Below are 25,788 nucleotides of genomic sequence, written 5' to 3'. Positions count from 1 at the left end.
CGTAGGAGCTGGCCGGGCGGCGTTCCGCTTGCCAGCGAAAGCGCCCTTCAGGGCGACTAGCGCTCAAGGCTCTGTTCGCCGGTGAGTCGGCTCCTGCAACCTCATTTTTCTGTCCGCTGCAGGCTCTGCCACGCGGCGGATTTGTTGCGTCACTGCATTGTCATCTTTCTGTCATACAGGATCGCTAGGGTGTGCGCATGAATGATCTGGCCAACTCCCCCATGACTACGACTTCTCCCCCCAAGCGCATTGACTTCAATACGCCTGAACTGCAACGCAAGCGCCGCATCCGCGCGCTCAAAGATCGTCTGACTCGCTGGTACGTCCTTGTCGGCGGCCTGGCGGTGCTGGGTGCGATCACCCTGATCTTCTTCTTCCTCGCCTACGTCGTCGCGCCGCTGTTCCAAGGGGCCGAGCTGACCGCCAAGGACCCTCTGACGCCTGCCTGGATGCAGGACGCCGGCAAGCCGCTGATGTTCTCTCTGGAAGAGCAGAATCAGGTCGGCATGCGCGTTTCCGACAAGGGCCAGGCGCTGTTTTTCGACATCGACAGCGGTGCCGAGCTGCGCAAGGTCGACCTGCCGATCCCGGCGGGCGCCAGCGTCACCTCCATCGGCAAGGACCAGCCCGGCAATCCGCTGGTGGTGGTCGGCCTGTCCAACGGCCAGGCCCTGGTGTTCCGTCACACCTACAAGGTCAGCTACCCGGACGGCAAGAAGACCATCTCGCCGGCCATCGAGTACCCCTACGGCGACACCCCGATCACCCTGAACGAGCAGGGCGGCGCGCTGGAACACGTCAACCTCAACGCCACCGACTCGTCGCTGATCATCGCCGGTTCCACCGGTTCGCAACTGCATGTGCTGAAGCTGACCCGCGAAGAAAACATGATGACCGGCGAAGTCACCAGCGAGCAGAGCCGCATCGAGCTGCCGCAGATGACCGAGGCGGTGAAGGCGATGTACATCGATCCGCGCCAGCAATGGCTGTATGTGATCAATGGACGGGCCCAGGCCGACGTGTTCAGCCTGCGCGACAAGAGTCTCAACGGTCGCTACAAGCTGCTGGAAGATGCCAACACCGAAGTCACGGCCAGCACCCAGCTGGTGGGCGGCATCTCGCTGATCATCGGCACCTCCAAGGGCGGCCTGGCTCAGTGGTTCATGGCCCGCGACCCGGATGGCGAACTGCGCCTGAAACAGATCCGCACCTTCCAGATGGGCACCGCGCCTATCCTTGAAATCACCGCCGAAGAGCGTCGCAAGGGCTTCGTTGCCCTGGACGCCGCCGGCAAGCTCGGGGTGTTCCACAGCACTGCCCACCGCACCCTGCTGGTGGATCAGGTGGTGGACGGCCAGGGCCTGTTCGGCCTGTCGCCACGGGCCAACCGGGTGATCGTCGAGGCCGGCGGCAAGCTGCAACCGCTGCTGCTGGACAACCCGCACCCGGAAGTGTCCTGGAGCGCGCTGTGGAGCAAGGTCTGGTACGAGAACTACGACGAGCCTAAATACGTCTGGCAATCCACCGCGGCCAACACCGATTTCGAACCCAAGCTGAGCCTCTCGCCCCTGACCTTCGGCACCCTGAAGGCGGCGTTCTACGCCATGTTGCTGGCGGCTCCGCTGGCGGTGGCTGCGGCGATCTACACCGCCTACTTCATGGCCCCGGGCATGCGCCGCAAGGTCAAGCCGGTGATCGAACTGATGGAAGCGATGCCGACGGTGATCCTCGGCTTCTTCGCCGGGCTGTTCCTCGCGCCTTATGTCGAGGGCCACTTGCCGGGCATCTTCAGCCTGCTGCTCCTGCTGCCGATCGGCATCCTGGTGGCGGGTTTCGCCTGGAGCCGTTTGCCCGAATCCCTGCGCCTGAAAGTGCCGGAAGGCTGGGAAAGCGCGATTCTGATCCCGGTGATCATCTTCGTCGGCTTCCTCTCGCTGTACATGAGCCCGTTCATGGAGAACTGGTTCTTCGGCGGCGACATGCGCATGTGGATCTCCCATGACTTAGGCATTACCTACGACCAGCGCAACGCCCTGGTCGTCGGTCTGGCCATGGGTTTCGCGGTGATTCCGAACATCTACTCCATCGCCGAAGACGCCGTGTTCAGCGTACCCCGCGGCCTGACCCTGGGCTCCCTGGCCCTGGGTGCCACGCCGTGGCAGACCATGACTCGCGTGGTGATCCTCACCGCCAGCCCGGGGATTTTCTCGGCGCTGATGATCGGCATGGGCCGCGCCGTGGGCGAGACCATGATCGTGCTGATGGCCACCGGCAACACCCCGGTCATGGAAATGAACCTGTTCGAAGGCCTGCGCACCCTGGCCGCCAACGTCGCGGTGGAAATGCCCGAATCGGAAGTCGGCGGCAGCCACTACCGCGTGCTGTTCCTCTCGGCGCTGGTGCTGCTGTTGTTCACCTTCGTCATGAACACCCTCGCAGAACTGATTCGTCAGCGTCTGCGCAAGAAATACTCGTCGCTTTAAGAAAGGTAGAAGTCTGTGAAACAGAACTCCCTAAAAGACTGGTTCAAGAGCGGCGCCCCGGGCGTCTGGATCAGCGGTGGCGCGGTGTCCATCGCGGTCATCATGACCATCGGTTTGCTGGCGGTGATCGCCGTGCGCGGCCTCGGCCACTTCTGGCCGGCGGACCTGGTGCACGCTCACTACGACGTGCCGGGCCAGGCCAACCATCTGGTCATCGGTGAAGTGGTACAGAAGGAAGAAGTGCCCCGGGCGCGCCTCAAGAGTGCCGGCCTGCCGGTGCCCGACCAGGGCCCGGAGTTCATGACCCGCGAGCTGATCAAGGTCGGCAACCGTGACCTGAACGGCAACGACTTCACCTGGATCGTCGGCGAGTGGCTGACCAACCAGAGCTATCCGAAAGAGCTGATGGCCATCGAGCGCCGTGAGTGGGGCAACTTCTACGGCTATCTGGTCAACGTCAAGGAAAGCGGCAAGGTGATTGCCGAAGGCGAAGCCGCCTGGCCCGAGCTGCAAGCGCGGATCGACCGGGTGAACAAGCTGGCGGCCCAGCTCAAGAGTCTGGAGAAATCCGATATCGGCGCGATCAACGCCGGTCTGGAGCGCATCCGCCTGCACGGTCGCAAGCTGGAGCTGGATGGCCAGATGAGCGCCGCGGCCCAGGCCGACATGGACGCCGAGCGTGCCGAACTCAATGCCCGTTACCAGGACATCGAGGCGCGCCTGAGTGACCTGCACGCCCAGTTCAACCGCGACAGCCTGACCGCTCGTGATGCCAACGGTAAGGAAGTCGAGATCGGCCTGGGCAAGGTGGTACACGCCTACCAGCCGAACGCCATGGGCACTTTCACCAAGATCGGCTTCTACTTCAGCAAGGTCTGGGAATTCCTCAGCGACGACCCGCGTGAAGCCAACACTGAAGGCGGCATCTTCCCGGCGATTTTCGGCACGGTGATGATGACCCTGATCATGGCCATGATCGTCACCCCGTTCGGCGTGCTGGCGGCGGTGTACCTGCGCGAATACGCCAAGCAGAACGCCCTGACCCGGGTGATCCGCATCGCGGTGAACAACCTGGCGGGGGTTCCGGCCATCGTCTACGGCGTGTTCGGCCTGGGGTTCTTCGTCTACGTGCTGGGCGGTTCGGTTGACCGTCTGTTCTTCCCGGAAGCCCTGCCGGCGCCGACCTTCGGCACCCCGGGCCTGCTCTGGGCCTCCCTGACCCTGGCGCTGCTGGCGGTGCCGGTGGTGATCGTGGCCACCGAGGAAGGCCTGGCGCGGATTCCCCGTACCGTGCGTGAAGGTTCTCTGGCCCTGGGCGCGACCAAGGCCGAGACCCTGTGGAAGATCGTGCTGCCCATGGCCAGCCCGGCGATGATGACCGGCATGATCCTCGCGGTGGCCCGCGCCGCCGGTGAAGTGGCGCCGCTGATGCTGGTGGGCGTGGTGAAACTGGCGCCGTCGCTGCCGCTGGACGGCAACTACCCGTACCTGCACCTGGACCAGAAGATCATGCACCTGGGCTTCCACATCTATGACGTCGGCTTCCAGAGCCCCAACGTCGAGGCGGCGCGGCCGCTGGTGTACGCCACCGCGCTGCTGCTGGTGCTGGTGATCGCCACGCTCAACCTGTCGGCCGTATGGATTCGTAACCACCTGCGGGAAAAATACAAGGCACTGGACAGCTGATCGGCTGGCTTGCGTAGGAGCTGGCTTGCCAGCGAAGGCGTCCGCAAGGACGACACAAGGCCTGCAGGCCTCTTCGCCGGCAAGCCGGCGCCTACAAACAGAATGATGTCACCGCAGGCCTGATGCCTGCGGTTCACGACAAACGAATTGGTAGCACAGGGAGCATCCCATGCAACACGAAGCACACACTCATGGCATCAACATGTCCGCCCTGGGCCGCGACAAGCAGAGCCTGAGCCTGGAACAGGAAACCGTGGCCATCGAAGTGCCCGGCCTGAGCCTGTTCTACGGCGAGAAACAAGCGCTGTTCGACGTCAGCATGAACATTCCCAAGCAGCGCGTGACCGCGTTCATCGGCCCGTCCGGTTGCGGCAAGTCGACCCTGCTGCGGACCTTCAACCGTATGAACGACCTGGTGGACGGCTGCCGTGTAGAGGGTGCGATCAACCTTTACGGCAACAACATCTATCGCAAGGGCGAGGACGTGGCCGAGCTGCGTCGTCGGGTCGGGATGGTGTTCCAGAAGCCCAACCCGTTCCCCAAGACCATCTACGAAAACGTGGTTTACGGTCTGCGCATCCAGGGCATCAACAAGAAGCGCGTGCTCGACGAAGCCGTGGAGTGGGCGCTCAAGGGCGCGGCGCTGTGGGATGAGGTCAAGGACCGCCTGCACGACTCGGCCCTGGGCCTGTCCGGCGGTCAGCAACAGCGTCTGGTGATTGCCCGGACCATTGCCGTGGAACCGGAAGTGCTGCTGCTGGACGAACCCTGCTCGGCCCTGGACCCGATCTCGACCCTGAAAGTCGAAGAGCTGATCTACGAGCTGAAATCCAAGTTCACCATCGTCATCGTGACCCACAACATGCAGCAGGCGGCGCGGGTTTCCGATTACACCGCGTTCATGTACATGGGCAAACTGGTGGAATTCGGCGATACCGATACCCTGTTCACCAACCCGGCGAAGAAGCAGACCGAAGACTACATCACCGGGCGTTACGGCTAGCCGTCAAGCCGCATGCTTCAAGCGGCAGGTAACAGCAGTTCAACGCGACGAAACCTATCAACTGGCAGCTTGTAGCTTGCGGCTTACAGCTTTTGTGGAGCAGAACCATGATTTCGAAGGAAGGCCTCACCCACCACATCTCCGCGCAGTTCAATGCCGAGCTGGAAGAGGTGCGCAGCCACCTGCTGGCCATGGGCGGGCTGGTGGAGAAGCAAGTCAATGACGCGGTCACCGCGCTGATCGAAGCCGACTCCGGGTTGGCCCAGCAGGTGCGCGAGATTGACGATCAGATCAATCAGATGGAGCGCAATATCGACGAGGAATGCCTGCGCATCCTCGCCCGTCGCCAGCCGGCGGCTTCCGACTTGCGGTTGATCATCAGCATCTCCAAGTCGGTGATCGACCTGGAACGCATCGGCGACGAAGCCACCAAGATCGCCCGTCGGGCCATCCAGCTGTGCGAAGAGGGCGAAGCCCCGCGTGGCTACGTGGAAGTACGGCATATCGGCGATCAGGTGCGCAACATGGTCCGCGACGCCTTGGACGCTTTTGCCCGCTTCGATGCCGATCTGGCACTTTCCGTGGCTCAGTACGACAAGATCATCGACCGCGAATACAAGACCGCGCTGCGCGAGCTGGCCACCTACATGATGGAAGACCCGCGCTCTATCTCGCGGGTTCTGAGCATTATCTGGGTGCTGCGTTCGCTGGAGCGGATCGGCGATCACGCGCGCAACATTTCCGAGCTGGTGATTTATCTTGTGCGTGGCACCGACGTGCGCCATCTGGGGCTCAAGCGCATGAAGGAAGAAGTTGAAGGCACAAGTGGCGAATCCGCTAATGTTCCGGATCAAGCTGACGATAAGTAAGAGTGCCCGAGAAGAGCGCCCGGCCCTTTGGCCGGGCGTTTTTGTTTGTGCTCCTCGAATTTGAAAAGCAGCACCCGCGAACGAAAAGTCCCGGCGTGACTGAAGAGTTTTGGCAAAGTGCCATCAGCCAGCGTTATGCTTGCCGGGATTTTTAAAGGGGTGGTCGATGAGTAAGGTAAGTGTGTTGGTGGTGGATGACGCTTCGTTCATTCGTGACCTGGTGAAGAAGTGCCTGCGCAACTACTTCCCTGGCATCAAGATCGAAGACGCGATCAACGGCAAGAAGGCCCAGGCGATGCTCGCCCGCGAAGCCTTCGACCTGGTCCTGTGCGATTGGGAAATGCCGGAAATGTCCGGCCTTGAGCTGCTGACCTGGTGCCGTGAGCAAGAGGCACTGAAAACCATGCCGTTCGTCATGGTCACCAGCCGTGGCGACAAGGAAAACGTGGTGCAGGCGATCCAGGCCGGGGTATCCGGCTATGTGAGCAAACCTTTCACCAACGAACAGCTGCTGACCAAGGTCAAGCAGGCGCTGAACAAGGTCGGCAAGCTCGACACCTTGATGAACAGCGCGCCGACCAAGATGAACTCGGCCTTCGGCAATGATTCCCTGAGCGCCCTGACCGGCGGCAAGCCGGCGGTGGTGGGGGCAGCTTCGGCCCCGGTCAATCCGTTTGCCAAACCGGCAGCGGCTCCTGCACCGGCCCCTGGCGCAGCGGCTCCGGCTCGTGGCCTGCTCAACAGCCCACCGGTCAAGGCGCCGACTCCTGCTGCCGCGGCCAGTGCCGGGCGTGGCCAGGGCCAACTGCGCTTGTCCAGCGGCAACCAGCAGTGCGTGATCAAGGCCTTGAGCATCAAGGAAGCGTTGCTGGTGGTGAAGCGCGGCGAGAACCTGCCCCAGGTGCTGGAAAGCGCGGTGCTGGACCTGGAGCAAGGTGACAACGCCGAAGTGGCGCGGCTCAATGGCTACCTGCATGCGGTCGTGGCCTTTGAACCCAAGCCGGACAGCGAGTGGCTGCAACTGACCTTCCGGTTCGTGGATCAGGATGCCCAGAAGCTCGACTACATCTCCCGTCTGATCGCCCGCGGCACTGCGCAGAAGCATTTCGTTCCCGGCGCCTGATCCGCGCAGTCCGCTTTGTAGGAGCTGGCTTGCCAGCGAAAGCGTCCACAAGGGCAACACAAGGCTTGCGGGCCTCTTCGCCGGCAAGCCGGCTCCTACGGTGGAAGGTGCTGAGTCCCCGACAATCCGTCTTGCTGTGTAGGAGCTGGCTTGCCAGCGAAAGCGCCCGCAAGGGCAACACAAGGCTTGCGGGCCTCTTCGCCGGCAAGCTGGCTCCTACGGTGGAAGGTGCTGAGTCCCCGACAAGCCGTCTTGCTGTGTAGGAGCTGGCTTGCCAGCGAAAGCGTCCGCAAGGGCGATGCACGGCTTGCAGGCCTCTTCGCCGGCAAGCCGGCTCCTACGGTGATGGGGGCCGCGGAAATCTGCTGAAAACACTTTTGCGCTGCTGTTTTTTGCCTGCCGCCGAGGCGGGCTGCAATGTGCCCCCTCGATCCTGGCAATAACCCGTCACACAGGCCGTAACCCCCAAGCCACAAGGCCTTCGCCGTACCCCTCGGTATTTTCTGCCGTACGTCCGATTGATATTTTTGCCCTTGATTTATATCTGTTTGGATATAGATTGCAGGAAGCGCTCCACGTCATTCGATGCTTGTGGCCATGCCTTGCAACAACCCGGCACGGCCGGCCTCGGCAGTCTTGATTAGCCTTGCTCCTGGTCAGAAACAGGAGAAGTTCGATGCCCAGGCACAAGGATGTGGTGTTTGTCGGGAGTGCGCTCAGGGAGCTCAGGGCTTTCCCTGAAGATGCCCGTCGGGCCGCCGGTTACCAGCTGGATCTGCTGCAGCAGGGGGAACAGCCCTACGATTGCAGGTCAGTGAAAACCATCGGTCCGGGCGTTTTCGAAATCAGGATCCATGAGGATTCAGGGGCGTTTCGGGTGTTCTATGTGGTCAGGCGGCCCGCAGCCATCTATGTGCTGCACGCGGTGCGCAAGACCACCCGCAAGACCCAAGCGCGGGATATCGAGCTGGCTCGTGCCAGATATCAAGAAGCAGGTTCACGCCATGACTGACCAACCGATCAACCAGCGCTTTGCCAGCGTCTGGGACGCCCTGGAAGCCACGCCCCAGGAGGCCGCCAACATGCGCCTGCGGGCCAAGCTGATGCTTGAACTGGGCAAGACCGTGCAAGCCTGGGGGGTATCGCAGAAGGAGGCGGCCAAGCGCCTCAACATCTCCCAGCCACGCCTCAATGACGTGCTCAGCGGCAAGATCAACAAGTTCTCCCTCGATGCCCTGGTCAACCTGTCCGAGGCCGCGCAACTGGGTGTGGATATCCATTTCGACGCGTCGGGCACGCACCCTTTGGCCCCGGCCTGATTCACACAAGCTCCATATCCGGCTGTTAGCGTGGCTGCATAACCTGCCAAGAAGCTGCCCAATGTTTGTGCGCCTGCTGTTGTTGTGCGGATTGTCCATGCTTGCCACGTCGCTGGCAGCGATGACGGTCTACAAGTCCATCGATGCCGATGGCGTGGTGTCCTACAGCGACCGGCCTTCGCCGGGAGCCCAGGCGTTCGTGTTTCGCGACCGCATGGAAGAACACCTGGAGCGCCAGGTGCGCCTGGATATCCAGAAGCACAAGGGCGGGGACGCGGTGTATGTGCGCAACGACCTCTACGCGCCGGTGGAGATCGAGTTGGGCTTTGCCGGCTTGCACAACGTCAGCGGAGCGCCCGGGCGGCCGATCCGCCAGGTGCTGCCGGCCCGCAGCAGGCAGCGCCTGGCGCTGCTCACGGCGACTCGCGCCGACCAGCCCCTGAGCTATGTCCCCAGGTTCCGTTATTCCCTGGGGGACCCGGCAGGGGCCGCCCAGGCCTATCGTTACCCGCTGCCCTGGCGTGGCGGACCGTTTCGCCTGACTCAGGGGGCCAATGGTCAATACAGCCATTTCGGTCCCAGGAGCCGTTATGCCATGGATATCGCCATGCCCGTGGGCACACCGATCATCGCTGCCAGGGGCGGGGTGGTGGTGAAGACCGAGAATGCCCAGAACGGCCGGGGCAACAACCCGGCGGGCAACTTTGTCCGGGTGCTGCACGACGACGGCACCATGGGCGTGTACCTGCACCTCAAGCAAGGTTCGGTGAGTGTGCGGGAAGGGCAGCGGGTGGCGGTGGGCAGCCCGTTGGGGTTGTCGGGCAATACCGGCAACAGCAGCGGGCCACACCTGCATTTCGTGGTGCAGCGCAATACCGGGCTGGGGCTGGTGTCGATTCCCTATCAGTTCAACCAGCCCCTGGGGGATCTGCCGAACTTTGCCCTGGGCAACCCCTAAAGGAGGCCAGGGCCGAGGGTGCTTGTCGTGGCGAGGGCGCTTGCTCCCGCTGGGCCGCGAAGCGGCCCTACCCCAGAACCCGGCTTCCCGATTGCCCGGTAGTGCCTCAAGGCCGGACGGACACGGGCCAGGCCCTATCGGTCCGCTCAGTCGAGCATCAGCACCTTGGCCAGGATGATCTTCGGTCCCTTCATCTTCTTGATGATGATGCGCAGGCCTTCGACTTCCAGCACTTCTTCCTCTTCCGGCACCCGTTTCAGGGTTTCGTACACCAGGCCGGCGAGGGTTTCGGCTTCGATATGGTCCAGGTCGATGCCCAGCAGGCGCTCGACCTTGAACAGCGGCGTGTCACCACGCACCAGCAGCTTGCCTGGCTGATAGGCGAGGATGCCGCGCTCGGTCTTGCGGTGTTCGTCCTGGATGTCGCCCACCAGCACTTCCAGCACGTCTTCCATGGTCAAGTAGCCAATGACCTTGCCATCGGCTTCTTCCACCAGGGCGAAGTGCGAACCGCCCTTGCGGAACTGCTCCAGCAGCTGCGACAGCGGCATGTGCCGCGACACGCGCTCCAGCGGGCGGGTCAGCTCGGCCAGGTTGAACGACTCGGGGATATGGTCCAGGGCCGCCAGTTCCAGCAGCAGGTCCTTGATGTGCAGCAGACCGACGAATTCGTTGCGCTCGCTGTCGTAGACCGGGTAGCGGCTGAACTTGTGACGGCGGAACAGGGCGAGGATTTCCTTGAGCGGCGCATTGAATTCGACGCTGACCAGATCTTCCCGGGAGTTGGCCCAGTCCACCACTTCCAGTTCGCCCATTTCCACGGCCGAGGCCAGTACGCGCATGCCCTGGTCGCTAGGGTCCTGGCCGCGGCTGGAGTGCAGGATCAGCTTGAGCTCTTCACGGCTGTAGTGGTGCTCGTGGTGCGGGCCGGGCTCACCCTGGCCGGCGATGCGCAGGATGGTGTTGGCGCTGGCGTTGAGCAGGTAGATGGCCGGGTACATCAGCCAGTAGAACAGGTACAGCGGCACGGCGGTCCACAGCGACAGCAGCTCGGGCTTGCGGATCGCCCAGGATTTGGGTGCCAGCTCGCCAACCACGATGTGCAGGTAGGAAATGATGAAGAACGCGGTGAAGAACGACACGCCGCGGATCACTTCCGGGGAGTTCACGCCTACGGCGCCCAACAGCGGCTCCAGCAGGTGGGCGAACGCCGGCTCGCCGACCCAGCCCAGGCCCAGGGAGGCCAGGGTGATGCCCAGCTGGCAGGCCGAGAGGTAGGCGTCCAGCTGGCTGTGCACGGTGCGCAGGATCTGCCCGCGCCAGCCGTTCTTATGGGCGATGGCTTCGACTCGGGTCGAGCGCAGTTTGACCATGGCGAACTCTGCGGCAACGAAAAAACCGTTGAGCAGGACCAGGATCAGAGCAAAAAGAATCATGCCGAAGTCGGCGAACAGAGACGCGAGGGTAAAACCAGGGGAAGGGTCCATGATGGAGTTTTGCGGGTTCCGTGTATTCGAAAAAGAAGGAAAGGCGGTGCCTGAAAGGCAGGCACAAGCTACGCAATGTAGCGGCTGACAGGGCGATTGCCTAGGGGCAAGCCACGGTCAGCGCTGTTCGGTAAGGCTGCCTGCTGCGGTTTTTTTAACCTGGGCCGGGGCGAAATGGCAGGTAAAGGTACTGCCGTGGCCCAGTACGCTGCTGATTTCCAGGCGTGCGCGGTGGCGCAGCAGCACGTGCTTGACGATGGCCAGGCCCAGGCCAGTGCCGCCGGTATTGGAGTTGCGGCTCGAATCCACGCGGTAGAAGCGTTCGGTGAGGCGCGGCAGGTGCTTGTTGTCGATGCCGATCCCGGAGTCTTGCACGCTCAGGTGCGCGCCCTGTTCGTCGCCCCACCAGCGGATGCGGATATTGCCTTCGGCCGGGGTGTATTTCACCGCATTGAACACCAGGTTGGAGAAGGCGCTGCGCAGTTCCGCCTCGCTGCCCTTGAGCTGTATCGAGGCGTCGGCTTCCAGGGTGATGCGCTGGTTGCGCTCCCCGGACAGGGCCTGGGCATCGCTCTTGATCGACTGCAGCAGCCCATCGATGGGCACCGGCTGATTGTCCGAGGGGTAGTCGGTGGCTTCCAGCTTGGCCAGCAAGAGCAGGTCGTTGAGCAGGGTCTGCATGCGTCCGCCTTGCTGCTGCATCTGCTGCAGGGCACGGCTCCAGCGCGGATTCACTTCCTCGACGTTGTCCAGCAGGGTCTCCAGGTAGCCGCAGATCACGGTCAGCGGGGTGCGCAGCTCGTGGGACACGTTGGCGATGAAGTCCTTGCGCATCTGTTCCAGCTGGTGGATGCGGGTTACGTCGCGCACCAGCATCAGGTGCTCATTGTTGCCGTAGCGGGTGATGTACAGCTGGATGCGTACCCGGTCGTTGGCCGGGGAGGGGATCTCCAGCGGTTCGGCGTAGCTGTCTTGCTCGAAGTATTCCTTGAAGCGCGGATGGCGCACCAGGTTGGTCACCGGCTGGCCGCTGTCCTGGGGCGTCTTGAGGCCCAGCAGGGTCTCGGCGGCGCGGTTCCACCATTCCAGGTTGCCGTCGCTGTCGAGCATGATCACCGCGTCTTTCAGGGCCGCGGTGGACTCCTGGACCCGGTCGATCACCGCTTGCAGGCGGCCGCGCACCCGTTGGTCGCGGCGTTGCAGGTGATAGATGCTGTCGAACACCTCGCCCCACAGGCCGTAGCCATCGGGCGGTGCTTCGTCGGGTTGATGCAGGCGCAGCCATTCGTGCAGACGCAGCAGCTGCTTGAGGGTCCAGGCCAGGTAGAGCCCTAAGCCGGCGGCCAGGCTCCAGCCGTAGTAACCACTGATCAGGCCCACCAGCAGGCAGCCGGTGATCAACAGCAGCAGGTGGCGAATCAGGGTGCCATGCCAGTTTTGATTCACTTGAAACACGTCCGTGGGGGTGAAGCAGCTCCGAGCTGCAAGTGTTGAAGCGGTCGCCTGTCAGCTGCCCGCTTGTCGCTTGCCTTCGGCATCAGGCCTTGGTGGAAAAACGATAGCCGGTGCCGCGCACGGTTTGTACCAGATTCTCGTAGGCGTCACCCAGGGCTTTGCGCAACCGGCGGATGTGCACGTCCACGGTGCGTTCCTCGACGTACACATTGCCGCCCCAGACCTGATCCAGCAGCTGGCCGCGGGTGTAGGCACGCTCCTGGTGGGTCATGAAGAACTGCAGCAGGCGGTATTCGGTGGGGCCCATTTCCGCCGGCTTGCCGTCGATGGTCACTCGGTGGCTGATGGGGTCCAGCAGCAGGCCGCCGACTTCGATCGGTGCTTCGCCGTCGGTAGGGCCGGCGCGGCGCAGCACGGCCTTGAGGCGGGCGACCAGCTCACGGGGCGAAAACGGCTTGGTGATGTAGTCGTCGGCGCCGACTTCCAGGCCCTGGATCTTGTTGTCCTCTTCACCCTTGGCGGTGAGCATGATGATCGGGATGTCCCCGGTCAGCTCGTCGCGCTTGAGGCGTCGGGCCAGCTCGATGCCGGAGGTGCCGGGGAGCATCCAGTCCAGCAGGATCAGGTCCGGCTTGCGGTCGACGATGATGGCATGGGCCTGCTGAGAGTTCTCTGCCTCCATGCAGTCATAGCCGGCCATTTCCAACGCAACGGCGATCATTTCGCGAATAGGCGCTTCGTCGTCAACGATCAGAATGCTTCTGCCAACCATGCTTGAACCTCTTGTCATTTAACTGTCTTGCGCCGCATTAGATAACGGAATTATTGCAGTCGTGTGACAGTATTTCAGGTCGCGGGGCGTGGTGCAGCTTCGTCGACTAAGCTTTGGGTCCGATTCCTGACAACCACAAAAGAAGGTTTCCATGACTCTGTTCAAGCAATCGTTGAAAGTCCTGCTGGTAGGCGCTGTCCTGGCCCTGCCGACATTCGCCATGGCCGCCGACCCGGCGACGAGCAAGGATGGCGTGCTGGTCAATCTCCAGGGCATGACCCTCTACACCTTTGCCAAGGATGCAGGCGGAAAATCCATGTGCAACGACAAATGCGCCGCCAACTGGCCGCCGCTGATGGCCGAGGGCAGCGACAAGGACATGGGCAAGTGGACGGTGGTCAAGCGTGATGACGGCAAGGCGCAGTGGGCCTATGACGGCAAGCCGTTGTACAGCTTCGTGATGGACAAGAAGCCCGGCGACATGACCGGTGAAGGCAAGATGGACGGCGCCTGGAAGGTCGCCAAGTCCGATTAGCCAGCAGCGCGTAGCCGCTACATGGGTAGCGGCTACGGCTTTATAGATAGGGGTTTCAGCGCAACGCGTAATCCAGGACCACGCCGATAAAGATCGCCATGCCCGCCCAGTGGTTGTGCAGGAAGGCCTTGAAGCATTTCATCCGGTCGCGATCCCGGGTGTACCAGAACTCCCAGGCAAAACACGCCGCCGCCACCACCAGCCCCAGGTGGAACCAGCCCCCCAGATGGAAGCGCGCGCCTGCCAGCAGCAGGCAGCCCAATGACAAGCCCTGCAGGGTGAGAATGATCACCCGGTCGGCATCGCCGAACAGGATCGCCGTGGACTTGACCCCGATCTTCAGGTCATCGTCGCGGTCGGTCATGGCGTAGTAGGTGTCGTAGCCCACGGTCCACAGCAGATTGGCGATGTACAGCAGCCACGCGCTGGCCGGCAGTTCGCCGTTCTGCGCGGTGAAGGTCATCAGAATGCCCCAGGAATAGGCCGCTCCCAGTACCACTTGCGGGTAATAGGTGTAGCGCTTCATGAAGGGGTAGCAGGCCGCCAGGGCCAGGGCGCCGAACGACAGCCAGACCGTGGTGGCGTTGGTGCACAGCACCAGCAGGAAGGCTGCGCCCATGAGGATCGCGAACAGTGCCAGGGCTTCCTTGGCGCTGACCTTGCCGGTGGCCAGGGGCCGCTGGTCGGTGCGCTTGACCTGACCGTCGACCTTGCGGTCGGCGAAGTCGTTGATGGCGCAGCCGCCGGCCCGGGTCAGGACCACGCCGAAGGTGAAAATCAGCACATGGCTGAGGGACGGCGTGCCCTCGGCGGCGATCCACAGGGCAACCAGGGTCGGCCACAGCAGCAGGTAGATGCCGATAGGCTTGTCCATGCGGGTCAGTTGCAGGAAGTCCCAGGCCCGTGGATGCAGGCGGTTGAGGGATTTGAGCAGGCTCAGGTACATCAGCAGGCCTCCGGTCGGGCTTCGATGGCGCGCCACAGACTGGGCAGGAAGACCTCGGCGACCAGCAGGCTCAGGGGCCCGCGATCGAAGCGCGAACGGCGGCCCCAGAGCCCCTCGGTGGCCACCGCAGTGGGCAGCCAGGCCTGAGGATAGCGGCAGACTTCAATGGGCCGACGGGTAAAGGCTTCGTCGCAGAACAGCAGTTCTCCGAGGGAGCGGCTGCCCAGTTCGTCGATGTTCAACCCGCCCTCCTGCAAGGCGCTGCGGGCGGCCACACTGCGGGCGAACACCCAGGCTTCGCCGTGGCCCCGCAGGTACACCTCGCGAACCCAGCCCTGGCTGTGTTCGGGCAGGTCCAGGGCGGCGCATTCGTCGTTGCGCAGGGTTTGCCATTCTTCCACCAGCGGCGTGACGCTGAAGCCGTTGTGGGAGAGTCGGGTCAGGCGTCGGGTCAGCGACCCTTCATCGAACAGCCAGTTGGCAACGGCTGCGCCGGGGAAGGGGGACAGACGGCTTTGCACCACCCAGGTCGGGGTCGGTGCGGGGGACATTGAGTGCGGCACAGTGGGTCAGTATTGGCAGCAAATGAGGCGGCGAGCTTAGCATGGCAACCGCCGGTTTTGATTGATCCAGGACGCCTGGCAGCACGAACGTGCTTGCATCTGCCGGTAGTGATCAGTAAAAACCCCCAGTGCCGGACGCTGATCAGCGTGGCCTTTAGAGTCGATCCATCGACCGAGCCTGAACTCCCGAGGAAATGCATCAATGAAAAAGTGGCAATGTGTGGTCTGCGGCCTGATTTATAACGAAGCGGAAGGCTGGCCGGACGACGGTATTTTGCCGGGTACCCGTTGGGAAGATGTGCCCGAAGACTGGCTCTGCCCAGACTGCGGCGTGGGCAAGATGGATTTCGAAATGATCGAGATCGCTTGATCGAATTCTGTGGATTGAACGACCAATAACAAGGAGCAGGGAATGAGCGCACCGGTGGTGATCGTGGGAACAGGTCTGGCGGGTTATAACCTGGCCCGGGAATTTCGCAAGCTCGATGGCCAAACGCCGTTGTTGCTGATCACTGCCGATGACGGCCGTTCCTACTCCAAGCCGATGCTGTCCACCGGCTTTGGCAAGAACAAGGACGCCGACGGCCTGAGCATGGCCGAGCCTGGCGCCATGGCCGAGCAGCTCAAGGCCGAGGTTCGCACCCACACCCGTATCAGCGGTATCGATCCTGGCCACAAGCGCCTGTGGATCGGTGAAGAGGCGGTGGCCTATCGCGACCTGATCCTGGCCTGGGGCGCGGAAACCGTGCGGGTGCCGGTGCAGGGCGATGCATCCGAACTGATTTTCCCCATCAACGACCTGGAAGACTACGCACGCTTTCGTAGCGCCGCGGCAGGCAAGCGTCGGGTGCTGTTGCTGGGGGCCGGGCTGATTGGCTGCGAGTTTGCCAACGACCTGATCCTCGGCGGCTACAGCGTGGACCTGGTGGCCCCGTGCGAACAGGTGATGCCGACCCTGCTGCACCCGGCTGCTGCGGCGGCGGTCCAGGCCGGACTGGAAAGCCTGGGCGCGCGTTTCCACCTGGGGCCGGTGCTCAACCGCCTGCAACGCAGCGCCGACGGCCTGGAAGCCCATCTGTCCGATGGCCAGGTGATCGCCTGCGATCTGGTGGTCTCGGCCATTGGCCTGCGTCCGCGTATCGACCTGGCCGCCGCCGCCGGGCTGGTGGTCAATCGCGGCGTGGTGGTGGACCGTGAACTGAAAACCTCCCACGCCAATATCTACGCCCTGGGCGATTGCGCCGAGGTCGATGGCCTTAACCTGCTGTACGTGATGCCGTTGATGAGCTGCGCCCGGGCCCTGGCGCAAACCCTGGCCGGCAAGCCCACCGCGGTCAGCTATGGGCCGATGCCGATCACGGTGAAGACGCCGGTCTGCCCCCTGGTGGTGTCGCCACCGCCACGGGGTGCCGAAGGTGTCTGGACCGCCGAAGGGCAGGGCGCCGACATCAAGGTGCTGTGCCGTGACGCCAGCGGCCAGTTGCTGGGTTACGCCCTGACCGGGGCGGTGGTGATGGAAAAACTGGCCCTGAACAAGGAACTCCCGGCCCTGCTGGCTTAAATACCGGTCGTTCTGTCGGAATAACCGGGTTTTTGCCCTCACAAAGGTCGTGGCAAGACTGGCGCCACTCTCAAGCGCGTGCCATCCTCACACCCGTCTGCCGCAGCGTAGAGCCTGCGGCGCCTTGGGCGCTGTTCCCGTGAACAGCACGGACATAACAACAAAAAACCGTCAAAGAGGCTTCACACTATGCGTAAACCAGAACTCGCCGCAGCCATTGCTGAAAAAGCGGACCTGACCAAAGAGCAGGCCAATCGCGTGCTCAACGCCATTCTTGAAGAAATCACCGGGGCTCTGCACCGCAAAGACAGCGTCACCCTGGTCGGTTTTGGTACTTTCCTGCAACGTCACCGTGGCGCCCGCACCGGCAAGAACCCGCAAACCGGCGAGCCGGTGAAGATCAAGGCCAGCAACACCGTGGCATTCAAACCGGGCAAGTCGCTGAAAGACAGCGTCAACCCATAAGCATTGAGCGAGCTCCCGGCAGCGGGAGCTTGCAGGGGAAAATAGGCACGCCGAACGCATCGGGTGCCTATTTTTTTTGCCCGCAGATTGCTCGCCGATCAGCTTGCGAAGCCGCAGTGGCGTGGCTAGGATGCGCGATTGTCCGATTCGTGATCTAAGGCCAAGGATGACCCGCACCACTGACAACCGCCCGGCATGGGTGTCCACGTTGCGCTACCTGGGGCGCCCCGATGTTGCCGCCATGCTACTGGGCTGCATCCTCTCCCTTGGCCTGTCATCGGCCTCGGCCGGCAGCGATTCGCGACTGGGCCAGATCGGCTATCGCGAGGCCCTCAGCTGGTTCCACAGTCAGAAATACGACAGCACCGGCTCCTGGCTCTGCGGCTACTCCCTGGCCCGCGAGGACTACAGCGTGGCACCCAAGGCGCCGCGCTTGCTGGTGGAAGTGGATGAGCGCTTTCTCTACCTCAAGACTGGCGGGCAACTGGTGGAACTCACCGGCGCCGCTCAGGGCCCCGAGCGCAGCGAGTACCAGAATGCCGGCGCCCATATCCGCGTCACCCTGAACATCCTCAAGCGCAACAACTTCAGCGAGTACCAGGAATCCCACGACCGCCAGGTGCTGGCGCAGATCGAGATGAACGATCAGGTCGAAACCCTGACCCTCAAGGGGCAATCATGCGGTACTTGATCCGGGCGGGCCTGAGCCTGCTGATCACTGCCTTCACCCTGCCGGCCCTGGCCGATGAGGCCAACCCGGGTCAAGGCTGCTACGGCTACCTCACCGAAATGGTCAGGAGCAGTGACTTTCCCTACCGCGACTTCACCACCCCGCAGCGGCTCAAGCTGCTGATCGACCGCGATGATGGCGATGAACTGAGCCTGCAGCTGTTCTACGAAACCTCCGGCAGCGGGATCATCGGCTGGGTTCGCTATGACGTGCCGCAACAAGCGCTGTGGAATGTCAGCATCGATCCCGAGGAGCCCCAGGCCCTCAAGTTCGACCGACGTTTTGCCCAGGCTTACGCCGCCTGTCTGGAAGCACGCTGAGCCTGATCCAGGTGCTTTTGCCGGGCAGGATTGGTTTGTTCAAAGTTGCCGACGGGTTCCTTGATTGTTGCCGTTCATTGCTTGAAAATCCGCCGCTGTCCGACCCCCTCAGCATGGAACGCGAACCTCTTGTCCTCTTACCGCATTCAAGAAGCCGACCTCGACATCCCCGATGCCTGGCAGGACCAGAGCATCAATATCTTCAAGCTGCCGGCAGTGGGCGGCGCCCAGGAAGCCAGCTTCGTCATCAGCCGCGACCCGAGCCAGGGCGACGCTTCATTCGCCGATTACGTGGCCCGCCAACTGAGCGGCGCCGAGCAGCAACTGCCGGGCTTCACCCTGATCAAGCGCTGGGACTTCGACATGCACGGCCACGCCTCGGTCCTGCTGGACTACAGCTGGAAACGCGAAGGTCGCGAGCTGATGCTGCGCCAGGTGTTCATCGAGCGTAAGCCGGCGGTGCTGATCACCACCCTGACCACCACGGTCAATGATCTGGTGCACCACGAACCCGCCTGGAAACAGGCCATGCAAAGCCTCAAGCCCCAGCCAGCGGTGGTCTGATCCTCCAGGCCGAGTAACGAACCATGGATATGTTGGCAGCAGCGCGCCTGGGGGATGAGATCGCCCACGGTTTTGGCGTGGCGGCGATGGTCGCAGGGGCCGTTGTCGGTGCCCTGATTGGCGCCGCAGTAGTGGCGGCGACGGTGGCCACCGGTGGGGTGGCGATCGCCATCATCGCGGGCTCGGTCGCGGCGGGCGGCTTGTCGATGTTCCAGATCGCCAAGGGCTTGAGCACCATTTTCAACCTGCCTGAACCCAGCACGGGGGTGCTGGTGGAGGGCAGCTTCAATGTCCGCATCAACCTGCGCAACGCCATGCGCGCGGGCCAGGATCACTCGTCCTCGTGCAGCGGCTTGCCGCTGAACCACCCGATCTGGCCGTTCCCGGTACTGATCGCCGAGGGCAGCGCCAAGGTCACCATCAACGGCAAGCCGGCGGCGCGCCTGCAAAGCAAGATGGTCTGCGGCGCCCATATCAAGACCGGCAGTGAAAACACCTTCATCGGCGGGCCCACGGTGCAGGTGGCGTTCGTCCTGGATATCGAAGGCTGGATGCACACCGGGCTGGAAGCACTGGGGCTGGCGGCGCTCGGCGCCGGGCTGGTGGTGGCGGCCATGGCGGGAGTGGCGGCATTGGCCGGCGCCCTGGCAGTGGGCGCCGCGGTGTATGGCGGCATGGCCCTGCTGGGGGACCTGGGCGACCGCCTGGGGCCGGGCTATCGCGATCTGCTGCAAGGGGTGGCCGGCATGGCCCTGCTGGGCTTGGGGCCGAAACTGGCGGCGCGCAAACCGGCGACCGCGGTACCCGAGTTGACCTCGCGGCGTGCCTACCTGAATCAGAAGTTCGGCCGCTCCGGTGACCTGCATGGCGACATCAATTACCGTGGCAACCGTGAAGTGGCGGCGAACTTCTTCGAGTCCCAGGGCTATTCCAAGGTCGACGCACAGTCCTACATGAACGGCCTGGATTTCAATCATCCGGTGCGCGTCGAGACCTTGGCCCCCGGCAAGAACCTGTGGCAATACCAGTCCCCCGGGGCGCCCCAAGGCAACTGGTATACTCTCAGCCCGCGAGTGCAGCCGACCGAGCTGGGGATCAACCCCATGGGCACCAACCGCGCCGCCAACACCATTGAACCCAAGGTTCTCAATTCCTATGGAACAACCCGCAAGGTGCAAGTCCTGCGCAGCACGGCTGCGCCGACCAACGACTTCTGGTCGGTCAAGGGGCAGTCCTATCCCGCCAAGGGCGGGGCGCAGCAGTTGTTCTCAAATGATAAAGGCGCCTTCGGCGCGCTCTCTCCTGGTGGACCATGAAACCAATCGACTACATTGATCGCGCACTGGCGCTGGTGGCCAAGCGGGCCCTGGTCCTGCCGGGTTACGAGGTCTTCGACGTCCTGCAAAAACAGCTGCAGTACGTTCGCGCGGTTCTGCTGGACCGCAGCCTGGACCGCTCCGCGCTGCACCAGATCAGCATTGGCGCCATTGCCGTGAAGGAGTTCGACGAAACCGACCCGGAGCTGGCTCGAGCGCTGAAAGACGCGCACTACGTGGCGGTGCAGACCGGGCGTGGCTTGAAGGTCGATCTGCCCTGAGGCGCGCCATGCTGTTCAAGGATCTGTTGGTCAACCGCGAGGAAATGTTCTCGATGGGCATCGAGGAGTCCACCGCACAGTACTACGTCTCCTTTCCGGTCAGCCTCGGCGTGGTGGACTACGAGGAGTACTACGCCATCGATCGCGCGACCTTTGAGCGGTTCGAACAGGACCTGCAAGCCGCGCTGGCGTTCGTCACCCGCGCCAGGCGGCGCGAGCTGGATCGGTTGCTGATCATCAAGCCGGGCAGCAATCGCGGCTCGGCGATCTGACCCGGGCTCTTTCAGGCCTCAGGCATTGTTGCGATAAGGCACGAAACGCCGTTCGGCGCTGTACAGCCCCAGCCCCTTGTCACCCTTGAAGCCGGCGTCGATCAAGCGATCGGCCAGCGTCGCGGTGATCAACAGATCCCCGGATTCCGGCTCCCGGGCGATCTGGCCCATGCCCGGGGCGCTCTCAAGAAACCAGGTCTTGTTGAAGTAGAGCAGGGTGCCGTCATCGTCGCGCTCCGCTTCGGAACGCGCGTGGTCGATGGCCTTGACGGCCTGGATGGCGTTGACGATGTAGTACGGCTGGCTGACGTCCTGGTGGTCGGCCACCAGGCGCAAGGGCTGGATCAGCTCGACGTCGGCCGGCGCCTGCTGGCGGAGAAAGTCCGCCAGGCGCGCCGAGACCAGGGGAATGCCCCCCAGCAGCCACAGGCAATCGTGCTCCAGCAGCTTCTTCGCCTTGCACGGGAAGAACACCGGCGGCGTGTCCATCGCCTTTGGATACGGCTGCCCGGCGAGCAGGGCCAGGTAGTCGAAACTGGAGCCCGGGGTTTCATAGGCACCGCTCTCGACGTCGTAGGAACCGATCAGCTTCGGGTTGTATTGGATCGGGGGTTTCCAGCTCAAGATCATCATCTGTTCCTAATCGTAATAGGCTCCCGGCCGAGCATTCTTGTTCAGTTGCCGCTGGCCTGAGCGCAGCAACTGGCGCTCATCGGAGACAATTTTGTCCAGGGCCTTGCGGTATTGGGCCTGGTTCCAGTTATTGCGTTTGCCGACCTGCTCCACCTGGGTCATCTTCGCCGCCAGGTTGTCGCTGACCCGGCCGGCGTGGCGGCCTTCGTGGATCGAACGGCGCGGGTCCTTCATCGCGGTCTTCTTGTTGGGCAGGAAGATTTTATTCCTTCGGCTTTGCAGATCGTAGCCGGCCAGCTTGAGCAACGGATGATTCTTGGTCGCCGGGTGCTTGTCGCTGAGGATGTGGTGGTCCTGATAGCCCTGTTTCTTCAGGCTCTTGATCCGGCGGTTGATCGACGAGGCACAGCTCCAGCCCAGGGGGTCGATCCAGCCAAACGGGTTGGGGGCGTAGAGGTAGAGGTTCAGGCCCCCGGCCAGGCTGATCGGGTCCGGCGTGGTGAAGCGTCCCACATCCGGGTCATAGAAGCGGAAGGTGTTGTAGTGCAGGCCGGTTTCCCGATCCAGGTACTGGCCCTGGAACCGCAGGTTCTGCTCTTCGATGTAATAGGGTTCACGCACCTCTTCCAGGGTGTTGCCCCAGACCCGATAGCGCGCCTGCCAGACGCAGTGGCCGTCGGCCTCGGTCAATTGCTCCGGCAGCCCGCTCAAGTCGTTGTGGTAGTAGCGCACCTTCTGCCGGGCCCCCAGGCCATCGACCCGCGCCAGGGGCTCGTCGCTGTCCGGGGCATAGAGGTACAGGCTGTCCTGGTGGCGGTTGTGCTCCTGCAGCAGTTGCATGCCATCCCAGGTGAAGCGGGTCTCATCCAGGGGCTGGCCCTGGCTGTCGCAGAGGCTCTTGGCGATCCGCCGGCCGAACGGGTCGTAGCGCATGCGCACCAGGGTGTCGCCCGCGGCGCTCAGGTTGCGCACCTCGATCAGGCGATGCTCGGCGTCATAGCTGAAATGCTGTACGCCGCGGCTAGCGCTGCGTTTCTCGATCAGCCGGCCGAAGCCATCGTAGCGGTAGCGTTTGTCCTGGAGGCTCAGCAGCTGGTTGTGCCGGACCTGCCCGCCTGCCACCTGGGCCCCGTCCAGCAGGTTGGCTGCGGCATCGTAGCTGAAGGTTTCGTTGTGCCCCGCCAGGCGCCCCTGGCTGGCGATGATGCGACCGCTGGCGTCGTAGTGCAGCAGTTGCTGGTCCTGCCCCTGAGGCTGTCGGGTCATGCGCCCGATCAGGTTATCGCCGGGATCGAATTCGAAGTGCTTCTGCCGCTCCAGCGTCGGGTTGCCCGGCATCGCTGTCGAGCGCCGCAGACGGGCACGCAGGCGGCCACCGCGGTCGTATTCGCTGTGGCAGCTGATCTGGCCCTGGGTGCGCAGCACTTCGCGGTGCAGCCGGTCGCGCTCGAAGTCGCTGATGAGCTGGCCGTCGAGGTTGATCTGGTGCAGGTGGCCACTGCCGTAATACAGGCGGTTGAGCCAGCGGCCATCCGGCAGGCGGGTGCGGGTCGGATTGCCCAGCTCGTCGTACTCGTACTGCAGGCTGGCGTCGGGGGTCTGCTCCGAGAGCAACTGGCCGAGGGCATCGTAGGTGAAGCTCAGGTCCTGCTGCTGGCCGGCGTGGTCGGTAAAGTGCACCGCCGTCAGTTGATCCAGCGGGTCGTAGTCGTACCGGGTGTGCCCGTCGTCGGTGGTCTTACCGATCAGGCGGCCCACGGCGTCGCGCTGCAACTGGTGGACGATGGGCGCTACGGCCGGCGCTCCCGGGGCCGGGGGCGCGGGGACGTACTCCAGGCGGGTGACCTGGTCCAGACCGTCGTAGGCAAAGCGCCGGGCGCTGCCGTCGAGGTCCTGCTGCTGCACCAGGCGATCGCCCACGTCCCAGGTGAAACGGTAGCTTTCGCCGTTTTCATTGGTCAGCGTCTGCAGACGGCCAAAGGCGTCGTAGCCGAACTGCACTTGCCGGCCATGGGGATCGGTGCGCAGGCGCACCTGGCCCCGGCGATCGTATTGATAGCCGGTGCTGTGGCCCGCCGGGTCGATGTAGCCGGTCAGCAGGCCGCTGGCGTCGCGCTGGTAGTGTTCGCTGCGGCCATCGGGCAAGTGGCTCTGCAGCAAGCGCCCCTGGGCGTTGTAGTGAAAGGTCTGACGCTCGCCCAGGGCGTTGGTAATGGTCTGCAGGTAGCCCTGGCGGTCATAGCTGAAACGGGTGGGGTAGCCCGAGCAGTCGACCTGCTGCACCAACTGCCCCTGGTCGTTCCATTCCAGGGTCTGGCGCTTGCCGCTGGCGTCGATGACTTCCCGCACCAGGCCGCGGGCGTCATAGCGGTAGCGGGTGCTGTGGCCCAGCGGATCGGTTTCGCGGATGCAGTTGCCCCGGGCGTCGTACTGGTAGGTCCAGCTATTGCCGGCGGCGTCGATTTGCGTCAGTGGCAGCGACCAGTGTTCCAGCCACAGGGTCGACTCGCAGCGTCCCAGGGGGTCGACGCTGCGGCACAGGTTGCCGGTGTCGTCGTAATGGAACTGGTACTGGCCGCCCAGAGGGTCGATGGCCCCGAGCAGTTGGCGCTCTTCGTTCCATTGGAACTGCCAGGTCTGCCCCAGGTTGTCGGTGTATTCGGTGATCTGCCGTTGGCTGTTCCAACGCCGCAGGCTCTGGCGCTGCAGGCTGTCGGTGATGCGGGTGGTGCCCTCCTGCAGGTCGTAGTCGTAGCGGTATTCGTCGCCTTCATCGGTGTAATGACGAACCACCCGCCATTCGCGCTCGTCGATCCAGGCCCATTCATAGAAGCAGCGCAACCCGGTGGGTAGCCAGTGCTCGACCATGCGCCGGGCACTGTCGTAGGCAAAGTGGCGTTGCAATTGCTGGCTGGCGTCGCGCACTTCGGCCAGGTCGCCCTGGTTGTCATAGGCGTAGCTGGCCAGCACTTCACGCTGCTGGTCGGGGTACAGGCGCTCGATCTGCGCCACCCGGCCGGGCCATTGCGGGCTGTAGATCAGTTCGACCTGGACCTGATCGAAGGTATCGCGCAGGCGGCCGAGGCGCCCGCCGCTGTCGTAGTCCAGGTGAATGCGGTTGTCGTTGCGGTCCCCCAGCTGGCTCAGGCGCAGATGGGCCGGACGCTCCGGGCTGGGCTCGAACAGCCGGTACAGGCCGTCCTCGCTCTCGATCAGCAGCCGGCCGTCGTGATTGCGCCGCACGCTCAGGCCTTCGCCGTCACTGAACACCGCGCCACCGAGGGGAATCGACCCCATGTCGATGCGCCGCCCCTGTTCATCGGTGTAGATCAGGCGTTCACCACCCTCGGGGTGGGCGTCGAGCGCCACAAAGCTCTCGTAGAGCACGCTCCAGCCGGCGCCGAACAGCCCGTCCCGGCGCTCGTCGAGGCTGTTGTAGACCCGCTGCCAATCGATGGGCAACACCCCGGGCAAGGCGAAATCCAGGTCCTCGTCGTACCCCAGCACCTTGGCCCCGGTGGCGGCGTGCACCGGATTGGGCGAGCCGGCGATAGCCTGGGTCAGGGCATTGGTCGCCTGGCTGACGACAAAGGAGTTGACTCCGGCCATCAGCATGCACGGCAGGTTGCTGAGGAACTTGCCCTTGCCGCCCTTGAGCATCATCAGCACAGTCACCGCCAGGCCTACCCCCGGGGTCTTGCCGCTGCGGATCTCGCGCACCACCACCGAGCCGCCACCGATGGTCACGTCGGGAGAAATCGGCCCGGCCGCCACCACCTTGGCGTCGCAGGTGCTGCGGTCGCCGCTGCGCACCGCCGGCTGGCCGTCGATGCTGACCTTCTCCGAGCCTTCGGCCAGGTACTGCACGGGCATCGGCGGGTGCTTGGTGCAGGTCACCAGGTCCAGTTCCTTGGTCTGGGAGCCGGGGGCCGGGGAGGCCACGGTGGGCCGCCACATCTGCGAGAAGAATTCCTTGGCCATGTCGAGGAAGCCCGGGCCTTCCTCCGGGGTGGCCGAAGGGGTGTCGGTGGCTTCGCCTTCCTCGGCGCCGTCGCCGCTGATATGCGACGGCGGGGCGATGCCCGCCGCGCGGGCCGCCGGTTTGTTGTTGGTCAACACCTTTTGCGAACCGCTGGCGATGGTGGCCTGGATCGAGGGGGGGAACAGGGCGTTGGCGAAGCCCTCGCATAAATTGCTCAGGCCCTTGTCGGCTCCGGTCTTGCTCATGACCACGCCCACCACCACGCCGACCACCAGCCCCAGCACGCAAGCGCCGAGGCCGCCGGTGGCCACGGTGATGCCCGCCGCCGCGGCCACCGCCATGGTTGCCAGGGCGCCGATGGCGACGTTGGCCGCCACCTCCAGCACGCCGCCGAGGATGTCGGCCATCATCGAAGTGTGTTCCAGCCCGTCGCCCAGTCGGGCGGCCCACAGCGCGTCAGACATG

25 protein-coding genes are annotated in these 25,788 nt (G+C 63.6%); 18 read left to right on the top strand and 7 right to left on the bottom strand.

Annotation, left to right across the window (positions count from 1 at the left end; all coding sequences use genetic code 11):
• The first annotated feature begins 449 nt into the window (after positions 1-449).
• The 8 genes from ACSSVC_RS03165 to ACSSVC_RS03130 all read left to right on the top strand — a co-directional run bounded on the left by ACSSVC_RS03165 (position 450) and on the right by ACSSVC_RS03130 (position 9,441).
• Positions 450-2,483 (top strand): ABC transporter permease subunit, encoded by a 2,034-nt coding sequence (locus tag ACSSVC_RS03165; protein WP_404940122.1) that lies wholly within the window; start codon positions 450-452, stop codon positions 2,481-2,483.
• Between the two features lie 15 nt (positions 2,484-2,498).
• Positions 2,499-4,169 carry a phosphate ABC transporter permease PstA gene (pstA, locus tag ACSSVC_RS03160; protein ID WP_346634780.1) on the top strand — a complete coding sequence of 557 codons (1,671 nt, stop codon included), beginning with the start codon at positions 2,499-2,501 and terminating at the stop codon, positions 4,167-4,169.
• 169 nt (positions 4,170-4,338) lie between these two features.
• Positions 4,339-5,172: a phosphate ABC transporter ATP-binding protein PstB gene (gene pstB, locus ACSSVC_RS03155; RefSeq protein WP_092317750.1), complete on the top strand. Its 834-nt coding sequence runs from the start codon at positions 4,339-4,341 to the stop codon at positions 5,170-5,172.
• A gap of 107 nt (positions 5,173-5,279) precedes the next feature.
• Complete coding sequence (phoU, locus tag ACSSVC_RS03150) at positions 5,280-6,041, top strand: phosphate signaling complex protein PhoU (protein WP_025130765.1); 762 nt, start codon at positions 5,280-5,282, stop codon at positions 6,039-6,041.
• A 166-nt stretch (positions 6,042-6,207) separates the two neighbouring features.
• Positions 6,208-7,164, top strand: coding sequence for a response regulator (locus ACSSVC_RS03145; protein WP_346634781.1), 957 nt, complete (start codon positions 6,208-6,210; stop codon positions 7,162-7,164).
• Positions 7,165-7,840: 676 nt separating this feature from the next.
• On the top strand, positions 7,841-8,176 hold the full coding sequence (locus tag ACSSVC_RS03140; RefSeq protein ID WP_404937919.1) for a type II toxin-antitoxin system RelE/ParE family toxin: 336 nt from the start codon (positions 7,841-7,843) through the stop codon (positions 8,174-8,176).
• Positions 8,169-8,483: a helix-turn-helix domain-containing protein gene (locus ACSSVC_RS03135; RefSeq protein ID WP_346634783.1), complete on the top strand. Its 315-nt coding sequence runs from the start codon at positions 8,169-8,171 to the stop codon at positions 8,481-8,483. The genes ACSSVC_RS03140 and ACSSVC_RS03135 overlap by 8 nt, the downstream gene beginning before the upstream one ends.
• Before the next feature lie 61 nt (positions 8,484-8,544).
• Complete coding sequence (locus ACSSVC_RS03130; protein WP_346634784.1) at positions 8,545-9,441, top strand: peptidoglycan DD-metalloendopeptidase family protein; 897 nt, start codon at positions 8,545-8,547, stop codon at positions 9,439-9,441.
• 146 nt (positions 9,442-9,587) lie between these two features.
• Here the strand turns inward: ACSSVC_RS03130 and ACSSVC_RS03125 are convergent, their stop codons facing one another.
• The 3 genes from ACSSVC_RS03125 to phoB all read right to left on the bottom strand — a co-directional run bounded on the left by ACSSVC_RS03125 (position 9,588) and on the right by phoB (position 13,155).
• Positions 9,588-10,928 carry a hemolysin family protein gene (locus ACSSVC_RS03125; RefSeq protein WP_102862311.1) on the bottom strand — a complete coding sequence of 447 codons (1,341 nt, stop codon included), beginning with the start codon at positions 10,926-10,928 and terminating at the stop codon, positions 9,588-9,590.
• Between the two features lie 117 nt (positions 10,929-11,045).
• Positions 11,046-12,374: a phosphate regulon sensor histidine kinase PhoR gene (gene phoR / locus ACSSVC_RS03120; RefSeq protein ID WP_346634785.1), complete on the bottom strand. Its 1,329-nt coding sequence runs from the start codon at positions 12,372-12,374 to the stop codon at positions 11,046-11,048.
• Positions 12,375-12,465: 91 nt separating this feature from the next.
• Positions 12,466-13,155, bottom strand: coding sequence for a phosphate regulon transcriptional regulator PhoB (phoB, locus tag ACSSVC_RS03115; RefSeq protein WP_003177195.1), 690 nt, complete (start codon positions 13,153-13,155; stop codon positions 12,466-12,468).
• A 151-nt stretch (positions 13,156-13,306) separates the two neighbouring features.
• On the opposite strand from phoB, the gene ACSSVC_RS03110 reads away from it, so the two are divergent.
• Positions 13,307-13,690 carry a COG4315 family predicted lipoprotein gene (locus ACSSVC_RS03110; protein WP_123728036.1) on the top strand — a complete coding sequence of 128 codons (384 nt, stop codon included), beginning with the start codon at positions 13,307-13,309 and terminating at the stop codon, positions 13,688-13,690.
• Positions 13,691-13,745: 55 nt separating this feature from the next.
• On the opposite strand, the gene ubiA is transcribed toward ACSSVC_RS03110, so the two are convergent.
• Positions 13,746-14,636, bottom strand: coding sequence for a 4-hydroxybenzoate octaprenyltransferase (ubiA, locus tag ACSSVC_RS03105; RefSeq protein ID WP_404937918.1), 891 nt, complete (start codon positions 14,634-14,636; stop codon positions 13,746-13,748).
• On the bottom strand, positions 14,636-15,199 hold the full coding sequence (locus ACSSVC_RS03100; RefSeq protein ID WP_492611979.1) for a chorismate--pyruvate lyase family protein: 564 nt from the start codon (positions 15,197-15,199) through the stop codon (positions 14,636-14,638). Before ACSSVC_RS03100 ends, ubiA begins: the two co-directional genes overlap by 1 nt.
• A gap of 202 nt (positions 15,200-15,401) precedes the next feature.
• On the opposite strand from ACSSVC_RS03100, the gene ACSSVC_RS03095 reads away from it, so the two are divergent.
• The 9 genes from ACSSVC_RS03095 (at position 15,402) to ACSSVC_RS03055 (ending at position 20,708) form a co-directional block, all read left to right on the top strand.
• Positions 15,402-15,569 carry a rubredoxin gene (locus tag ACSSVC_RS03095; protein ID WP_025130776.1) on the top strand — a complete coding sequence of 56 codons (168 nt, stop codon included), beginning with the start codon at positions 15,402-15,404 and terminating at the stop codon, positions 15,567-15,569.
• Between the two features lie 42 nt (positions 15,570-15,611).
• Complete coding sequence (locus tag ACSSVC_RS03090) at positions 15,612-16,760, top strand: NAD(P)/FAD-dependent oxidoreductase (RefSeq protein WP_492611978.1); 1,149 nt, start codon at positions 15,612-15,614, stop codon at positions 16,758-16,760.
• Between the two features lie 189 nt (positions 16,761-16,949).
• Positions 16,950-17,225 carry an HU family DNA-binding protein gene (locus ACSSVC_RS03085; protein WP_011064269.1) on the top strand — a complete coding sequence of 92 codons (276 nt, stop codon included), beginning with the start codon at positions 16,950-16,952 and terminating at the stop codon, positions 17,223-17,225.
• Between the two features lie 166 nt (positions 17,226-17,391).
• A complete protein-coding gene (locus tag ACSSVC_RS03080; RefSeq protein ID WP_492611977.1) occupies positions 17,392-17,916 on the top strand; it encodes a hypothetical protein in 525 nt (174 codons plus the stop codon).
• A complete protein-coding gene (locus ACSSVC_RS03075; protein ID WP_346634790.1) occupies positions 17,904-18,275 on the top strand; it encodes a hypothetical protein in 372 nt (123 codons plus the stop codon). The genes ACSSVC_RS03080 and ACSSVC_RS03075 overlap by 13 nt, the downstream gene beginning before the upstream one ends.
• Before the next feature lie 129 nt (positions 18,276-18,404).
• Complete coding sequence (locus ACSSVC_RS03070) at positions 18,405-18,839, top strand: DcrB-related protein (protein WP_123728030.1); 435 nt, start codon at positions 18,405-18,407, stop codon at positions 18,837-18,839.
• Between the two features lie 23 nt (positions 18,840-18,862).
• A complete protein-coding gene (locus ACSSVC_RS03065) occupies positions 18,863-20,155 on the top strand; it encodes a polymorphic toxin type 46 domain-containing protein (protein ID WP_123728029.1) in 1,293 nt (430 codons plus the stop codon).
• Positions 20,152-20,436 (top strand): immunity protein Tsi6 family protein, encoded by a 285-nt coding sequence (locus tag ACSSVC_RS03060; protein ID WP_123728028.1) that lies wholly within the window; start codon positions 20,152-20,154, stop codon positions 20,434-20,436. Before ACSSVC_RS03065 ends, ACSSVC_RS03060 begins: the two co-directional genes overlap by 4 nt.
• An 8-nt stretch (positions 20,437-20,444) precedes the next feature.
• Complete coding sequence (locus ACSSVC_RS03055; protein WP_346634791.1) at positions 20,445-20,708, top strand: hypothetical protein; 264 nt, start codon at positions 20,445-20,447, stop codon at positions 20,706-20,708.
• Positions 20,709-20,726: 18 nt separating this feature from the next.
• On the opposite strand, the gene ACSSVC_RS03050 is transcribed toward ACSSVC_RS03055, so the two are convergent.
• Both ACSSVC_RS03050 and ACSSVC_RS03045 read right to left on the bottom strand, forming a co-directional pair.
• Positions 20,727-21,332 (bottom strand): imm11 family protein, encoded by a 606-nt coding sequence (locus tag ACSSVC_RS03050; protein WP_148059794.1) that lies wholly within the window; start codon positions 21,330-21,332, stop codon positions 20,727-20,729.
• 15 nt (positions 21,333-21,347) lie between these two features.
• Positions 21,348-25,787 carry an RHS repeat-associated core domain-containing protein gene (locus tag ACSSVC_RS03045; protein ID WP_492611976.1) on the bottom strand — a complete coding sequence of 1,480 codons (4,440 nt, stop codon included), beginning with the start codon at positions 25,785-25,787 and terminating at the stop codon, positions 21,348-21,350.
• Between the last annotated feature and the right edge of the window lies 1 nt (position 25,788).

It is taken from the genome of Pseudomonas sp. E1BtOHC1, assembly GCF_058744285.1.
This window is presented reverse-complemented; position numbering and strand designations above follow the sequence as displayed.

Coding starts and splice junctions, on each gene's coding strand:
- ACSSVC_RS03165 (WP_404940122.1), top strand. CDS start 450: ATGCAGGACGCCGGCAAGCCGCTGATGTTCTCTCTGGAAGAGCAGAAT.
- pstB (WP_092317750.1), top strand. CDS start 4,339: ATGCAACACGAAGCACACACTCATGGCATCAACATGTCCGCCCTGGGC.
- phoU (WP_025130765.1), top strand. CDS start 5,280: ATGATTTCGAAGGAAGGCCTCACCCACCACATCTCCGCGCAGTTCAAT.
- ACSSVC_RS03145 (WP_346634781.1), top strand. CDS start 6,208: ATGAGTAAGGTAAGTGTGTTGGTGGTGGATGACGCTTCGTTCATTCGT.
- ACSSVC_RS03140 (WP_404937919.1), top strand. CDS start 7,841: ATGCCCAGGCACAAGGATGTGGTGTTTGTCGGGAGTGCGCTCAGGGAG.
- ACSSVC_RS03135 (WP_346634783.1), top strand. CDS start 8,169: ATGACTGACCAACCGATCAACCAGCGCTTTGCCAGCGTCTGGGACGCC.
- ACSSVC_RS03130 (WP_346634784.1), top strand. CDS start 8,545: ATGTTTGTGCGCCTGCTGTTGTTGTGCGGATTGTCCATGCTTGCCACG.
- ACSSVC_RS03125 (WP_102862311.1), bottom strand. CDS start 10,928: ATGGACCCTTCCCCTGGTTTTACCCTCGCGTCTCTGTTCGCCGACTTC.
- phoB (WP_003177195.1), bottom strand. CDS start 13,155: ATGGTTGGCAGAAGCATTCTGATCGTTGACGACGAAGCGCCTATTCGC.
- ACSSVC_RS03110 (WP_123728036.1), top strand. CDS start 13,307: ATGACTCTGTTCAAGCAATCGTTGAAAGTCCTGCTGGTAGGCGCTGTC.
- ubiA (WP_404937918.1), bottom strand. CDS start 14,636: ATGTACCTGAGCCTGCTCAAATCCCTCAACCGCCTGCATCCACGGGCC.
- ACSSVC_RS03095 (WP_025130776.1), top strand. CDS start 15,402: ATGAAAAAGTGGCAATGTGTGGTCTGCGGCCTGATTTATAACGAAGCG.
- ACSSVC_RS03090 (WP_492611978.1), top strand. CDS start 15,612: ATGAGCGCACCGGTGGTGATCGTGGGAACAGGTCTGGCGGGTTATAAC.
- ACSSVC_RS03085 (WP_011064269.1), top strand. CDS start 16,950: ATGCGTAAACCAGAACTCGCCGCAGCCATTGCTGAAAAAGCGGACCTG.
- ACSSVC_RS03080 (WP_492611977.1), top strand. CDS start 17,392: ATGACCCGCACCACTGACAACCGCCCGGCATGGGTGTCCACGTTGCGC.
- ACSSVC_RS03075 (WP_346634790.1), top strand. CDS start 17,904: ATGCGGTACTTGATCCGGGCGGGCCTGAGCCTGCTGATCACTGCCTTC.
- ACSSVC_RS03065 (WP_123728029.1), top strand. CDS start 18,863: ATGGATATGTTGGCAGCAGCGCGCCTGGGGGATGAGATCGCCCACGGT.
- ACSSVC_RS03060 (WP_123728028.1), top strand. CDS start 20,152: ATGAAACCAATCGACTACATTGATCGCGCACTGGCGCTGGTGGCCAAG.
- ACSSVC_RS03055 (WP_346634791.1), top strand. CDS start 20,445: ATGCTGTTCAAGGATCTGTTGGTCAACCGCGAGGAAATGTTCTCGATG.
- ACSSVC_RS03045 (WP_492611976.1), bottom strand. CDS start 25,787: ATGTCTGACGCGCTGTGGGCCGCCCGACTGGGCGACGGGCTGGAACAC.